Below are 13,825 nucleotides of genomic sequence, written 5' to 3' on the forward strand. Positions count from 1 at the left end.
GTGGCGGGCATTCTGGCTCAATCAGTGTCGAGATCAGCTGGCCGAATTTCCCTGCGTCGGCATATCAGACAGACTGAAGCTCCCCACGACGACGGAATCCTCAATCGCTTTCAACGAGAGGTTGGCCTGATAGAAATCGCCCTTGTCAATCTGATCGGAGGCCTCCTGCGCCGCCTTCATGCTGCCATTCACCGGCAAGAGCAAAGCGGTGTAATCGACGTCAACCTTCGCGAGTTTTAGCACTTCGAGTGCCTTTTGCTGATCGCCCTGAGCCAAATGCTCACCGGCTTTCGTCATATCGTCCTTATTGTCCTCTGTCGGCACGAAGCCTTCCGCGAGTGTGACCGATGTGTCAAAGGGCACGTAGATGTCGTCCTTGTCGGCTGTCTTGTCCGCAGCAACCTGAAGATCCGTCGCCGTGGATTGCGCGCCCGTCAAATCGTCAACCGCCGTCGAGGCCAGCGTTTTGGCCGCATCCGTATCGCCCTCGAACAAGGCGAGCCGCGCGGCATGGATGTTTTTCAACGCATCCAACGCCTTTTCTGAGGTTTCAAAGGCCAGCTTCTCCTGTGTTGCGGAGTGTGTTGCGGAGTCTGTCGCCTCCGCCGTGGGCGTCGTTGCCGTGTCTTCGGCAAAGGCCGCCAAAGCGGGAGAAAGCGCCAGCATGCTGACAAGACCAAGACCAACGAGTTTCGAGTGAGTTTTCATAACGTGTTTCCTTTGATGTCATATCTCAGGCGTGTTCCGTCTGATGAACAACAGGTGGGAACTGCATGGCGGAGCACAACCGCTACAAGCCATTGAAACACATCAAAGAAATCTAACGTCAGAAAACCAAATTGTGAGATGACGTGTTCTCCATCTCTTGTCAGAGAGGAGAAACAGGCCATTTTTGGGGTTTAAAAGGGACCATCGGCCTCAGCGCGGCGTGAACGCGCTGCCGCGCAAAGCACCGAGTGCGAACTTTGCCCTCACACCCATTTCGCCATCGGCGGCAGGGACATCAGGACCGCATCCGGGTTGTGGCCGGTCTCGAGCCCGAATTTCGTGCCGCGATCATAGACAAGGTTGTATTCGGCGTAGAGGCCCCGGTGGACGAGTTGGCGATCCTTGTCCGCCTCAGTCCACGGGGTATCGCGGCGTTTTTCGGTGACGCCGAGGAAGGCCGGAAGGAATGCGCGGCCCACGTCCTGGGTGAAGGCAAAATCCTTTTCCCACTCCCCGGTGTTCAGATCGTCGTAGAAAATGCCGCCGACCCCACGCGCACGCCCCCGGTGTGGGATGTAAAAATACTCGTCCGCCCAGGCTTTGAAGCGCGGGTAATAGTCGGGATCATGCGCATCGCAATGTGCCTTTTGCACCGCATGAAAGGCCGCCGTGTCCTCGTCATATTCGATACAAGGGTTCAGGTCAGACCCGCCACCGAACCACCAGCCATGCGGGGTCCAGAACATCCGGGTGTTCATGTGCACGGCAGGCGTATGCGGGTTCTGCATATGCGCGACCAAGGAAATGCCCGCCGCCCAAAAGCGCGGATCGTCTTTCATCCCCGGCAGGCCTTTGCGCGCGGCCATCGCCATCTGGGCGCGCTCACCCAAAGTGCCGTAGACGGTGGAAACATTGACGCCCACCTTCTCGAACACGCGCCCGCCACGCATGACGGACATCAATCCGCCGCCCGCGTCCGAGCCGTCTTCCGACGCGCGTTCCGTCTCGGTGACTTCAAACCGGCCTGCATGATGCCCGGCGAAAGGGCCGCTCAGTTGAGTGTCCTCCAACGCCTCGAAAGCCGAAACGATCTGATCGCGCAGGCTACGAAACCAGGCGCTGGCCCGCTGTTTTTCGGTCGTCATCTCTTGGCTCATCGGGCGCGTATCCTTTCGTTTCCGCCTTATGTCTCGGCGCGGCACGCCAGAGGTAACAGCAATCCTGCGGCGGCGGCAAGTTCCCTTCCCATGCGACGGAAACGCGCTATGGTGACGTAAGACGTCAAAAGGAGACTCGTTATGCGTTGGCTCATTCCCCTCGCCATTGTGCCGCTGCTCGCGGCCTGTTCCGAACAACAAATGTGCATCTCGCGCGCGACCAAGGATTTGCGTCAGGTGCAGAGCTTTATCGCAGAGTCCGAGGGCAATCTGGCGCGCGGCTACGCCTTGGTCGAAAAGCAATATATCGACTATGACATCGAGCGGTGTGGCACCACCGATGAGGGCAAGGCGATTTACTGTCGCGAACCTGACATTGAGACACGCCGTGTGCCCAAAGCCATCGACCTCGATGCCGAGGCCGCGAAACTCGCCGCTCTCAAAAAGAAAGAGGCGCAGCTTTCGGTTCAGGCGCAGGCCGCCGTGGACTCCTGCAAGATCCAGTATCCTGAATAAGGTTCAGTGCGTGGGCGCAAGGACCGGATCCACAAGGGTCCGGCCACCATCCACCGTCAGGATTTGCCCGGTCATGAAGCCGGAACAATCCGACGTCAGATATTGCACCGTCTCCGCCACTTCCGAGGCGGGGGCGACGCGGCCCAGAGGCGTTTTCGAGACGATCTCGCCACGATAATCCGGGTTTTCGGCCAACATATCCTTGAGGCTCGAACTCATCACCGACCCGAAAGCCACGGCATTCACCCGGATGCGATGCGGCGCGAGAGACACCGCCATGGCGCGGGTCATCTGATCGACCGCCGCCGAGGAAATGGAAAAGGCCAAAAGCTCCGGCTGACAGCGTCGTGCCGCGATGGACGACAGGTTGACGATGGAGCCGACCAGCCCTTCGTCGTCGGCGGATTTCTCCGAATTCTTGATCATCCATTTCGCCACCTGCTGCGTCAGGCGCAGCGAGGTCATCAGGTTCTGTTCCAGAAGATCGGCGACATTGTCGTCCTCGACCGACAGCGGGGCGCTCATCAACACCTGACGTGAGGCATTCACGAGGATGTCGACCCCGTCGAAAGCATCAATCGTGGCGGAGAGCAGATTGGCGATGGTGAGTTTCTGGCGCAAATCCCCGGCGAAATAGGCCAGCTTGGTCTCTTCGGCCTCGGCCTCCTCACCGTATTCGGCGATCAGGCTGGCCTCATCCATATCGGCGCACATCACATAGGCGCCCTGTTCCAGAAAATGCCGCGCCACGGAAAGGCCGACACCATTGGCGGCCCCTGTGACGATGGCCACCTTGCCCTCAATCGAAAAGCTCATCAGAGACTCCCTGTTGTGTTAGCGCCGAGACTAAAGCTTTGTGGCCGCTCTGCGAAGGGGTTTCGCAGCGTGAAGCAATTTGAAACCGCCGGTGACGGCAATCTCATCGACCGTGCCAAAGAGAGAGGCAAGTGTCGCCTCATAGGGCAGTTGCCGGTTGGCGACCAGCCAAAGCTGGCCCTGCGGTGTGAGCATGCCAGCCGCCGCCGCGATAAAGGCCTGACCCAGCGCCGGATCTGCCGCCCGCGAGGTGTGAAACGGCGGGTTCATAATCACTGCATCCAAAAGGTGCGGCGGTTTGAATTTGGTGGCGTCTTCCCAATGGAACTGCGCGCGGTCGTCCGCGATATTGTCCTTGGCGGAGGCAATCGCGGCGGCTTCGGCCTCGACCAAATGCAGCTCTTTCACACCTTCGCGCGCCAGAATAGCCCGGGACAGATAGCCCCAGCCCGCGCCGAGATCGGCGATACGCGCCGGAAGTTTGGCGGGCAAAGCCTCGGCCAGCGCCTCGGACGCTTTGTCAATGCGGTCGACGGAGAAGACCCCCAAACGAGTCGTAAACCCGTCAATCAGATGGAGCGGTCCGGGATTCGCCCAGTCCGAAAAATCACCACCCGAGAACCGGATCGCCTTGCCATGCGCTTTGGACACGACCTGCGTCTCGACCCGTTTCTTGATGTCTTTCCAGAGGCTGTCGATGCCATCGGTCTTTTGCCCGTCGACAATGACCTGATCCGCGCGCAGGACGGCGTCGGCGATCAACGCACGCGCTTCGGCCTTGGCGCGTGGCACGGCGACGATGGCGAGATCGAATTGGCCTTGGGCCTCGGTCACGACTTCATAGCCTTGCGCCTTGAAGGCGCCGACATCGGGCTTGAAGCCCTGCACGATCTGAACCTCGGCGCCTTTCAGCGCAGAAAGATCGGCGTCGGAGCGTGGGCGATAGATCACCACGCGGGCCGGGACGGCTCCGTCGAGCAGGAGGGAAAGACGCGGGGACACCATGTCAAACAGGCGAAACGCCTATTCCTTTTCCATGGTGCATTGCAGCGGATGCTGATGGCGGCGAGAGAAATCCATGACCTGCGCAACCTTGGTCTCGGCGATCTCATGCGGGAACACACCGACGACCGCGAGGCCCTTTTTATGCACGGTCAGCATGATCTCGGTCGCCTGCGCATGACCGATGCCGAAGAACCGTTCGAGCACCAGCACGACGAATTCCATCGGTGTGTAATCGTCGTTGAGCAACATGACTTTGTAGAGCGGCGGGCGCTTTGTCTTGGGCTTGGGTTTAAGCGCAAGTCCGACATCGCCGTCCTCATCCGAACGGTCGTCATTGTCAGCCATCATCTGCGGTGCGCGGATCATCGGGCCTCCGATTGTCGCTTCTCTTGGATCTGAGTTTGTATGCGCCGATATATAGCCCCTTTTGCGCATGAATAAAGAGCGTTATGCCCAAACCGGTAAAGGAGCGCCGACCGGATGACCGAAAAATTCGCCACAATCGCCTTTGATGCCGACGACACACTTTGGGAAAACGAACAGTTTTTCCGCATGACGCAGGAACGTTTTGCCGCCCTTCTGGCCGATTTCACCGAGCCCGATCATCTCTCCGAGCGACTTCTGGCCGCCGAGCGTCGCAACCTTGGGGCCTATGGTTTCGGGATCAAGGGCTTTGTCCTCTCGATGATCGAAACCGCGATCGAGGTGACGGAGGAACGCGTGCCAGCCTCCGTGATTCAAGAGTTGATTTCGGCGGGGCAAGAAATGCTGCGCCACCCGATTCATCTATTGGACGGCGTCGAAGAGACCGTTGGCGCGCTGGCCGAGGACTACGAGATTCTCCTGGTCACCAAGGGCGATCTTCTGGATCAGGAACGCAAACTGGCGCAATCCGGGCTGGGCGATCTTTTCGATGGGATCGAGGTGGTCTCCGCCAAGACCCCCGCCGTCTACAGCACCATTTTCGCCCGCCACAATGTCGCCCCCGAGCGCGCCATGATGGTCGGTAATTCGATGAAATCCGACGTCATTCCGCCGATTGAGGCCGGGGCCTGGGGCGTTTTTGTGCCGCATAACTTCACCTGGGAAATCGAACATGCCGAGGCGCCTCTGGGCCATCCGCGTTTTCACGAATTGCCGCGCCTGACCGAATTGCCAGCGCTCATTGAGGCGATTCAAAAAACTTGCGCTTGAACAAACCTTGATCTGGTATTCTCGTGCCGCGCGGACACCACATTTGGCGTTGCATGTCTGCATCCCCTGAAAACCCTTGAAAATTCATTGTTTTCTCACGCCAAAGCCTGTGCTAGCCTTTGCGTCATAAGCTGGGCGAAATGATCCGGCATGACGAGGCAGAGTTATCATGAAGAGCAACGTGCAAGCGCGGGGTGTCCTGCGTGCCGTTTCAGGGCGTATTTTTCCTCTCCTACTGATCGCATTCGCGGTGATGGTCTCTGTGACCTCGCGCGCCATGGCGGCCGAATATGCGGCCCTCGTGATGGATGCCCGCAACGGCAAGGTGCTTCATGCCACCAACGCCGACACGCGATTGCATCCCGCCTCTCTCACCAAGATGATGACGCTCTACATCGCCTTCGAGGCGATTGAGCACGGCGAGATCGGGCTCGATGACATGGTCACCGTGTCGCGCAATGCCGCCTCTGAACCGCCGTCGAAACTTGGCCTCAAGCCGGGTCAGAAGATCAAACTGCGCTATCTCATCCGCGCCGCCGCCGTGAAATCCGCCAACGATGCCGCCACCGCCATCGGCGAGGCCATCGAGGGCTCCGAGGCCGCCTTTGCACGTCGGATGAACCGCACCGCCAAGGAACTTGGCATGTCGCGCACGACGTTCAAGAACGCGCATGGTCTGACGGAAGCCGGCCACCTGTCGACTGCCCGCGACATGACCGTTCTGGGGCGCCACCTGTTCTACGATTACCCGGAATATTACAACATTTTCTCGCGCAAGACCGCCGATGCCGGTGTGCGCACCGTCACCCACACCAATTCGCGATTCTTGAGCTCTTATGCTGGCGCGGACGGGATCAAGACGGGCTATACCTCGGCCGCCGGGTTCAACCTCGTGGCCTCTGCGCATCGTGGCAACGAGCGGATCATCACCACCGTATTCGGCGGGCGCTCCACCGTGTCGCGCAACGCCAAAGTGGCGGAGCTGATGGATTTGGGCTTTAAACGCGCGCCCAGCCGTGTGGCCGTCTCGAAACCCGCCAAGCCGCCCTATCTGGGCAAGGTCGGCGGCGCCGTCATGGTCGCAGGCACCCAAGACGATCCGCGCGTGGCCTCCAAGGTCATTCGCGTGAACATCAAGATGACGTCGAGCCCGCTGCCGAAACCGCGCCCGCTGCAAGGTCTAGCGCCGGAGGAGGAGGAAATGCTCCTCGCCGCCTCTGACGATGTGTTCAATGCGCTTGCCAAGGCTGAGGAAGAGGCCGCTCTTCTGGCCGCTGCGACCAGTGCCGCCGATGAGGCCAGTACGATTCTGGCGGAAACAGCGCGCGCGCAGCAGGCGCCGACGCCGTCGATTGTCCCGGTCAGCGCCCCGGCTGCGCCCAGCATCTCTCCCCTGCCCCGTCCGGAACGCATCCAGCTTGCCTCCGTTGAACCGACCGCCGCGGCGCTCATGCCGGAAACCACAGTGGCGTCGGCAGTGGTGCCAGAGGTCACACCCGAGGTGGTCACGCGCATCTCAACCTCCGGCAACCGCTATTGGGGGATCAATATCGGGACCTATAATTCCGAATATGCCGCCCGCAAGGAGCTGTTGAAAACCGCTCTGACAGAGATCGAAATGCTCGATGGCGCGCTGCGCAAAGTTGTGCGGACCAACCGTGGCTTTGACGCGAATTTCCTCGGCATGACGGAGGATATGGCCGCGATGACCTGTCGTCGCCTGGAGGCCCGTGGCACGGACTGTTCGACGGTTGGCCCCTCTTAATCAGGCCCGTCTTAATCCGGCCCAGAGTTCATGAAAAAGGCGACCCTTGTGGGTCGCCTTTTTCATTCCCAAGATGCGCAGCATTCCCCCTCCCCCGCATTAAGGTTAATCAGATTAAGGTTAATGCGTCAGAGAGCGCCCCGAGATGGGCGCATATTTAAGGGGGATGGCCGTTCTCAGACGCCCGCGCCCTCTTCCACCTTGAGATCAAGCGCAGCACTGACCAAGGCCTTGGTATAGGCCTCTTTCGGCGTCTCGAAAATCTCTTCTGCCGAGCCCATCTCGACCACATCACCGCGCTTCATCACCAGAACCTGATGCGACAGCGCCCGCACCACGCGCAGGTCGTGCGAGATAAAGAGATAGGCCAGCTTGTGTTTGACCTGAAGTCGGCGCAACAGCTCTACGATCTGCACCTGAACCGTCATGTCCAGCGCGGAGGTCGGCTCGTCCAGAACCACCAGACGCGGGCGCAGGATCATGGCGCGGGCGATGGCAATCCTCTGACGCTGACCACCGGAGAATTCATGCGGATAGCGGTGCCGGGTCTCGGGATCGAGGCCCACCTCGCGCATGATGTCGATCACCGCCTGCTCATTCGAGGCATAGCCCTCAACCCGATGCACACCGAGGCCCTCGGCGATGATCTGTTCCACCGTCATCCGGGGCGACAGCGAGCCGTAGGGGTCTTGGAACACGATCTGCATATCGGCGCGCAGCGGGCGAAGTTTGCGGTTGGACCATCCTTGAATGTCCTGTCCCAGAACCACCACCGGCCCCTGCGAGGAAATCAGCCGCATGATGGCCAGCGCCAGCGTCGTTTTGCCGGAGCCGGATTCGCCGACGATGCCCACGGTTTCGCCTGCCCGCACCGACAGCGTCGCGGCATTCACCGCCTTCACATAGCCCACTGTTTTACGCAGAAACCCACGTTGAATCGGGAACCAGATGCGCAGATCTTTGGTCTCTGCAACCACCTCCGAACCTTCCGGCACGGGATCAGGATGACCGGTGGCCTCGGCGGCCAAAAGCATTTGCGTGTAGGGGTGCTGCGGTTTGTCGAAAATCTCTGTCGTGACCCCGGTCTCAACGATCTCGCCGTTCTTCATGACACAGACCCGATCGGCGAATTTGCGGACGATGTTCAGGTCATGGGTGATGAAGAGCATCGACATGCCGAGGCTCTGTTTCAGCTCGGCCAGAAGTTCGAGGATTTGCGCCTGAATGGTCACATCCAAAGCCGTGGTCGGCTCATCCGCGATCAGCAATTCGGGACGGTTCGCGAGCGCCATGGCGATCATGATCCGCTGCCTCTGCCCGCCGGACAATTGGTGCGGGTAATCCTTGAGACGGCTTTCCGGTTCGTGGATGCCGACCTGATTCAAAAGCTCAATCACCCGTTCCCGCGCTGCCACACCCGTCATACCGTGGTGGATCAACAGCACTTCGGAGAGCTGTTTTTCCAGCGTGTGCAGCGGGTTGAGCGAGGTCATCGGCTCCTGGAAGATAAAGCTGATGTCATTGCCACGCAATTTGCGCAGCTCCTTCTCGGAGGCACCGACAAGCTCCTGACCCTGATAGGTGATCGATCCACTGGTCACAGCCGTATCAGGCAACAGGTTCACACAAGACAGCGCCGTCACCGATTTGCCGGAGCCGGATTCACCCACCAGCGCCACGGTTTCGCCCTTCTCGACCGAGAAAGACACGCCTTTGACGGCCTCGACCACCTGGCCGTCCTGACGAAAGCCGACCCGCAGGTCTTTATATTCCAAAAGGCTCATCGAAAGGTCTTCCTCGGGTCAAACGCATCCCGCACGCCTTCGAAAATGAAGACCAGAAGCGAGAGCATGATGGCATAGGTGAAAAAGGCGGTGAAAGCGAGCCAAGGCGCCTGAAGGTTCTGTTTCGCCTGAAGCGTCAGCTCGCCCAACGAAGGCGCAGACGACGGCAGGCCAAAACCCAGAAAGTCGAGAGAGGCCAGCATGCCGATGTTGCCGGTCACGATGAAGGGCAGCATGGTCAAGGTCGCCACCATCGCATTGGGCAGCATATGGCGGAACATGATGGTCCAGTTGCCGACGCCCAGCGCACGCGCCGCACGGATATATTCGAAATTCCGCGCGCGCAGGAATTCGGCCCGAACGACGCCCACAAGAGTCGTCCATCCGAAAAGGATGGTGACAAGGACCAAAAGCCAGAAACTTCGCCCCAAAATCGCGAAAATGATGATGATCACATAGAGCTGAGGCATCGCCCCCCAAACCTCCAAAACGCGCTGGAAGATGAGGTCGGTGCGCCCGCCGAAAAAGCCTTGGATCGCACCGGCAATGATGCCCACGACAGAGGAGACGAGCGATACGATGAGCGTGAAGAAAATCGACAGGCGGAAACCATAGATCACCCGCGCGACGACATCGCGTTTGGTGTCATCGGTGCCCAGCCAGTTTTGGCGCGTTGGCGGCGAGGGTGCGGCCCCCGGTCCTTCAACCTGCGTGTTGTAGGAATAGCGAATGGGCGGCCAGATCATCCAGCCCTTTTCGATCTCTTCGCCATCGACCACGCCATCTTGCGCGTCCTCAATATAGGCCTCGGGATCGTCGAAACAGTCGACCAGACCGCCGGTCTCGATCAGGCATTGCACCTCGGGATAGCGATAGACGGCCTCCGTGCGAAAATCGCCGCCGAATTCAGTCTCCGGGTAGAATTTGAAGATCGGCATGTAATAGCCGCCGCGATATTGCACGAGGATCGGTTTGTCATTGGCCAGAAACTCGGCAAAGAGCGACAGGCCGAAGAGGATCGAAAAAATGATCAGCGACCAATACGCGCGGCGGTTCGATTTGAAATTCCGCCAGCGACGGCGATTGAGTTCGGACATCTTCATGTGTCCCTCCGCTCGAAATCAATGCGCGGGTCGACGAAGACATACATCAAATCCGACAGGATGCCGATCAACAGACCGATGAGACCAAAGAAGAACAGAGTGCCGAAGATCACCGGATAGTCACGTGCCAAGGCGGCTTCATAGCCCAGACGCCCCAAACCATCGAGGGAGAAGAGCGTCTCGATGATCACCGACCCGCCGAAAAACACACCGAGAAACAGCCCCGGAAACCCCGCAATCACGATCATCATCGCGTTGCGGAAGACGTGGCCGTAGAGAACACGGCTCTCGGGCAGGCCCTTGGCCTTGGCGGTGACCACATATTGTTTGCGAATCTCGTCGAGGAAGGAGTTCTTGGTCAAAAGCGTGAGTGTGGCGAAGGACGAGATCACAGAGGCCAGAACCGGCAAAGCGATGTGCCAGAAATAATCGCCGATCTTGCCCAGCAAAGACATCTGATCCCAATCAGGCGAGGTCAGGCCGCGAAGTGGGAAAATCTGCCAATACGACCCACCCGCAAACAGAACCAAAAGCATGATCGCGAAAAGAAAGCTCGGGATCGCATAGGCGGCGATGATGATGCCTGAGGTCCATGTGTCAAACTTCGACCCATCACGCACGGCCTTGCGGATGCCCAGAGGGATGGAGACCAGATAGGAAATCAGCGTGGCCCAAAGCCCCAGAGAAATCGACACCGGAAGCTTGTCCCAGACGAGATCCAAAACCCCCTCGGATTTGAAATAGCTCTCCCCGAAATCGAACCGCATGTAGTTCCACATCATCGTGAGGAAACGCTCAAGCGGCGGTTTGTCGAGGCCGAATTGACGCTCCAGATCGGCGATGAATTCGGGTGGAAGGCCACGCGCGCCGGCGTATTCGCTTTGATAGGCGGTGTTTTCGGCCAGATTGGAACTGCCCGCATCGGCCTGCGTGCCGGTGATCGTCTCGAACACATCGCCCTCGCCCTGCAAATTGGCGAGCACCTGTTCGACCGGACCGCCCGGCACGAATTGAGTCAGCGCGAAATTGACCACCATGACCCCGATCAGCGTCGGAATGATCAGCAGCAAACGCCGTAGAATATAGGCTCCCATGAACCGTCCTGCTCTTTATTGTTTTCTCAGCGTCATTGTTTTCTCAACGTCTTTACTTCAACGCGCCTGCCGCACGCAATTCCGCTTCGCGGTCGGCATTGACCCACCAGAAATCCAGATAGCCCAGATCGAGCGGCGGCATCGTGTCCTCATCGGGGTGCTCATACATGTCGTAATAGGCGACCCAATAGCTGTCGTTCATATGGGCTGGCACGATGAAATAGTCATAGCGCATGATCCGATCCGCCGCCTTAACCATCGCCGCCATGTCGTCATAGGTGTCCGCGTTCAAAAGCTCCTTGCCGATTTTGTCGATCGCCGGGCTGCAATAGCCGGCCGGATTGAAAATATCGTCCACTTCGTCGCAGCCGTATTTCTGCAAGAAACCGGAGCCTTCCTCGAACCCGTTCGAATAACCATCGAAGATCATGTCAAAATCAAAACTCTGGCGACGAGCCTGATACTGGTTCGGGTCGATCCGGTTATAGCGCGCGTCCACGCCCAGCGCGATCAGGTTCTCGACATAGGGCTTGATGATCCGATCCCAGGACGGGCTGTAGTGTAGCAGTTCGACAGAGAGGAGCTCCCCATCTGCGTTGCGCATCTTGCCATCATCGCCGGGGGTATAGCCCGCCTCTGCCAAAAGAGCCGTGGCCTGACGCATGTTGCGACGGTCCAGCGAGCGTTCGCCGGAGCTGTGCGGCAAAAGCGCGTCCTCGGTGAAGATCGCCTCGGGCAGGTCGTCCTTGACCTCCTCGAGCACGGCAAGCTCCTTGCCCTCCGGCAGGCCGGTCGCCATGAGCTCCGGCGTCTGCCAGAAACTTTCACGCTGGGTAAACAACCCGTATTGCAGCGTCTCGTTGGTCCAGGTGAAGTTGTACATCAGCCCCAGCGCAAGCCGCACATTGCGGTCCTGCAATTTCTCGCGCCGCAAGTTGAACAGGAACCCGCTCGCACCGGGAATGCTCCCGTTATGCAGTGTTTCCTTTTTCACCCAGCCATTCTCAAGCGCCGGAAAATCGTAACTCGTCGCCCAGACCAGCGAGGAAAATTCCTGACGGAAGGTGATGTCACCGGCTTTGAAGGCCTCGAACGCTGCAATCGTGTCGCCGAAATAGGTCACGCGAATGGTATCGAGATTGTTGCGCCCCACGTTGAACGGGTGATCCGCGCCCCAATAGTCGGGGTTACGGGTGTATTCGACCCACTGCCCCGGATCGTAAGAGGTCAGCATATAGGGACCGGTCCCGGGCGAGGTCTCGTAGCGTTTCTCATCGAGGCGGTGACCGGTGTCCTCGAACCAGGCTTTTTTCATCACCAGCGTCGCGCCCGCCTGACCGATCAACCCGCTGCGCGGAATGTCCGGTTGGAATGTGAATTTGACGGTGTGATCATCGAGCGCTTCGACCTTTTCGATCATCGCGGAAACACCCGAACGCCAGGACGGCGTGCCCTCGGCGATGAATTTGTTGTGGGTGTAGACCACATCCTCGGCGGTCATCGGCGTGCCGTCGGAAAAAGTCACATCGTCACGCAGGTGGAAAATCACCCAATCCTTGCTCTCCGGATATTCGATGGTCTCGCAAAGCACACAATAGCTGGCGGATTTATACTCATCCGCGGTCCCGCTCATCAGGCGCTCATACATCGAAGACGACAGAGAGGCGGGCGTGCCCGAGAGCGTGGAGAAAGGGTTCAGACTGTCGAATGTGCCCACGGTGCCAAGGATGATCTCGCCGCCTTTCGGGGCCTCCGGGTTGACGTAATCGAGATGATCGAAGGGCTCGGCGTATTTCGCCTCGTCCCAGTCGGAATACCAGGTCGAGGTGATGATCTTGTCCGCCCCCTCGCTGTCCGCGACGTTCTGAGCCTCCTGGGCCAAGGCCGCCCCGGACAAAAGGCCAAGCGTTGCCATGAGAGGAAAGACGCGGGCGAAGGGGCGTTGGATCATATTCGGGTCTCCGGGAGGCGTTGAGGACGTCAGGGGTCTTGCAACAGACGGTAATGTGCCGGACCACCGGGATGCAAGTTACATGCGCTCGAATTTGCGTGATCGGGGTGCCTGACCCGGTCCTGCGCAAAACAAAACCCCCGCTGGTGCGGCCAGCGGGGGTCTCAAAATCTGCACGCGATGCGCGGATCGCGCCGTTTAGCCGGAGATCGACTGAAGATAGGCCACGATGTTGGCGCGGTCTTCGACCTTTTTCAGACCTGCAAAGGACATCTTGTTGCCCGGCACGGCGTCTTTCGGGCTTTCCAGATAGGCGTTCAGAGCCTCAGCATCCCAAACGCCGCCATGGGTCGCCATCGCATCGGAGTAAGCAAAGTCGCCAACGGACGCCAGCTCACGCCCGAACACGCCATCGAGGTGCGGCCCCGTGCCGTTCGAGCCGTCCACCTTGTGACAGGCTTTGCATTTGCCAAAGACTTTCTCGCCCTTGGCCGGATCGGCAGAGGCCAGAAGCTCGTCAAAGCTCACTTCGACCACTTCTTCTTCTGCGGCATCGTCATCGCCGGTGGCAACGACATAGGACTGAAGCTGTTCGCCGTCATGTCCTGTGGCGTCCATGGCATAGATGGAAGTGGCGGCCCAGTTGCCGAGAAGGAAGATCAGGAATGTGCCGCATACGCCGCCCACGATCTTGGTAAGGGTCATAGTGTTGAACATATTGCGTTCCGTTCA

General features: G+C 59.0%; 13 protein-coding genes. 3 read left to right on the forward strand and 10 right to left on the reverse strand.

The genetic code is table 11. The features are described from left to right. Positions 1-33: 33 nt before the first annotated feature. A complete protein-coding gene (locus tag HCZ23_RS15350) occupies positions 34-708 on the reverse strand; it encodes a YfdX family protein (RefSeq protein ID WP_167602627.1) in 675 nt (224 codons plus the stop codon). Positions 709-971: 263 nt separating this feature from the next. Further along, positions 972-1,865 carry an oxygen-dependent coproporphyrinogen oxidase gene (gene hemF, locus HCZ23_RS15355; protein WP_167602628.1) on the reverse strand — a complete coding sequence of 298 codons (894 nt, stop codon included), beginning with the start codon at positions 1,863-1,865 and terminating at the stop codon, positions 972-974. 141 nt (positions 1,866-2,006) lie between these two features. Here hemF and HCZ23_RS15360 point away from each other — a divergent pair, with 141 nt between their 5' ends. Further along, a complete protein-coding gene (locus tag HCZ23_RS15360) occupies positions 2,007-2,381 on the forward strand; it encodes a hypothetical protein (protein ID WP_167602629.1) in 375 nt (124 codons plus the stop codon). A gap of 3 nt (positions 2,382-2,384) precedes the next feature. Here HCZ23_RS15360 and HCZ23_RS15365 read toward each other — a convergent pair whose 3' ends face one another. From HCZ23_RS15365 to clpS, 3 genes are read right to left on the reverse strand one after another with little or no spacing between them, the layout of a single operon-like run. Then, complete coding sequence (locus tag HCZ23_RS15365; protein ID WP_167602630.1) at positions 2,385-3,197, reverse strand: SDR family NAD(P)-dependent oxidoreductase; 813 nt, start codon at positions 3,195-3,197, stop codon at positions 2,385-2,387. A gap of 30 nt (positions 3,198-3,227) precedes the next feature. Beyond that, on the reverse strand, positions 3,228-4,202 hold the full coding sequence (locus tag HCZ23_RS15370) for a class I SAM-dependent methyltransferase (protein WP_167602631.1): 975 nt from the start codon (positions 4,200-4,202) through the stop codon (positions 3,228-3,230). A gap of 18 nt (positions 4,203-4,220) precedes the next feature. After that, positions 4,221-4,568 (reverse strand): ATP-dependent Clp protease adapter ClpS, encoded by a 348-nt coding sequence (clpS, locus tag HCZ23_RS15375; protein ID WP_167602632.1) that lies wholly within the window; start codon positions 4,566-4,568, stop codon positions 4,221-4,223. A 114-nt stretch (positions 4,569-4,682) separates the two neighbouring features. On the opposite strand from clpS, the gene HCZ23_RS15380 reads away from it, so the two are divergent. Both HCZ23_RS15380 and HCZ23_RS15385 read left to right on the forward strand, forming a co-directional pair. Beyond that, positions 4,683-5,396, forward strand: a complete 714-nt coding sequence (locus tag HCZ23_RS15380; RefSeq protein WP_167602633.1) for an HAD family hydrolase — start codon at positions 4,683-4,685, stop codon at positions 5,394-5,396. 169 nt (positions 5,397-5,565) lie between these two features. Then, positions 5,566-7,161 (forward strand): D-alanyl-D-alanine carboxypeptidase family protein, encoded by a 1,596-nt coding sequence (locus HCZ23_RS15385; RefSeq protein WP_167602634.1) that lies wholly within the window; start codon positions 5,566-5,568, stop codon positions 7,159-7,161. A 176-nt stretch (positions 7,162-7,337) separates the two neighbouring features. On the opposite strand, the gene HCZ23_RS15390 is transcribed toward HCZ23_RS15385, so the two are convergent. The 5 genes from HCZ23_RS15390 to HCZ23_RS15410 all read right to left on the reverse strand — a co-directional run bounded on the left by HCZ23_RS15390 (position 7,338) and on the right by HCZ23_RS15410 (position 13,810). Beyond that, positions 7,338-8,945 (reverse strand): ABC transporter ATP-binding protein, encoded by a 1,608-nt coding sequence (locus tag HCZ23_RS15390; RefSeq protein WP_167602635.1) that lies wholly within the window; start codon positions 8,943-8,945, stop codon positions 7,338-7,340. Continuing rightward, positions 8,942-10,048, reverse strand: coding sequence for an ABC transporter permease (locus HCZ23_RS15395; protein ID WP_167602636.1), 1,107 nt, complete (start codon positions 10,046-10,048; stop codon positions 8,942-8,944). Before HCZ23_RS15395 ends, HCZ23_RS15390 begins: the two co-directional genes overlap by 4 nt. Next, complete coding sequence (locus tag HCZ23_RS15400; RefSeq protein WP_167602637.1) at positions 10,045-11,142, reverse strand: microcin C ABC transporter permease YejB; 1,098 nt, start codon at positions 11,140-11,142, stop codon at positions 10,045-10,047. Before HCZ23_RS15400 ends, HCZ23_RS15395 begins: the two co-directional genes overlap by 4 nt. A 52-nt stretch (positions 11,143-11,194) precedes the next feature. Continuing rightward, complete coding sequence (locus HCZ23_RS15405) at positions 11,195-13,093, reverse strand: extracellular solute-binding protein (protein WP_167602638.1); 1,899 nt, start codon at positions 13,091-13,093, stop codon at positions 11,195-11,197. A gap of 198 nt (positions 13,094-13,291) precedes the next feature. Further along, positions 13,292-13,810 (reverse strand): cytochrome c family protein, encoded by a 519-nt coding sequence (locus tag HCZ23_RS15410; RefSeq protein WP_167602639.1) that lies wholly within the window; start codon positions 13,808-13,810, stop codon positions 13,292-13,294. Positions 13,811-13,825 lie beyond the last annotated feature (15 nt).

The organism is Celeribacter sp. HF31, from assembly GCF_011806455.1.
GTDB lineage: Bacteria > Pseudomonadota > Alphaproteobacteria > Rhodobacterales > Rhodobacteraceae > Celeribacter.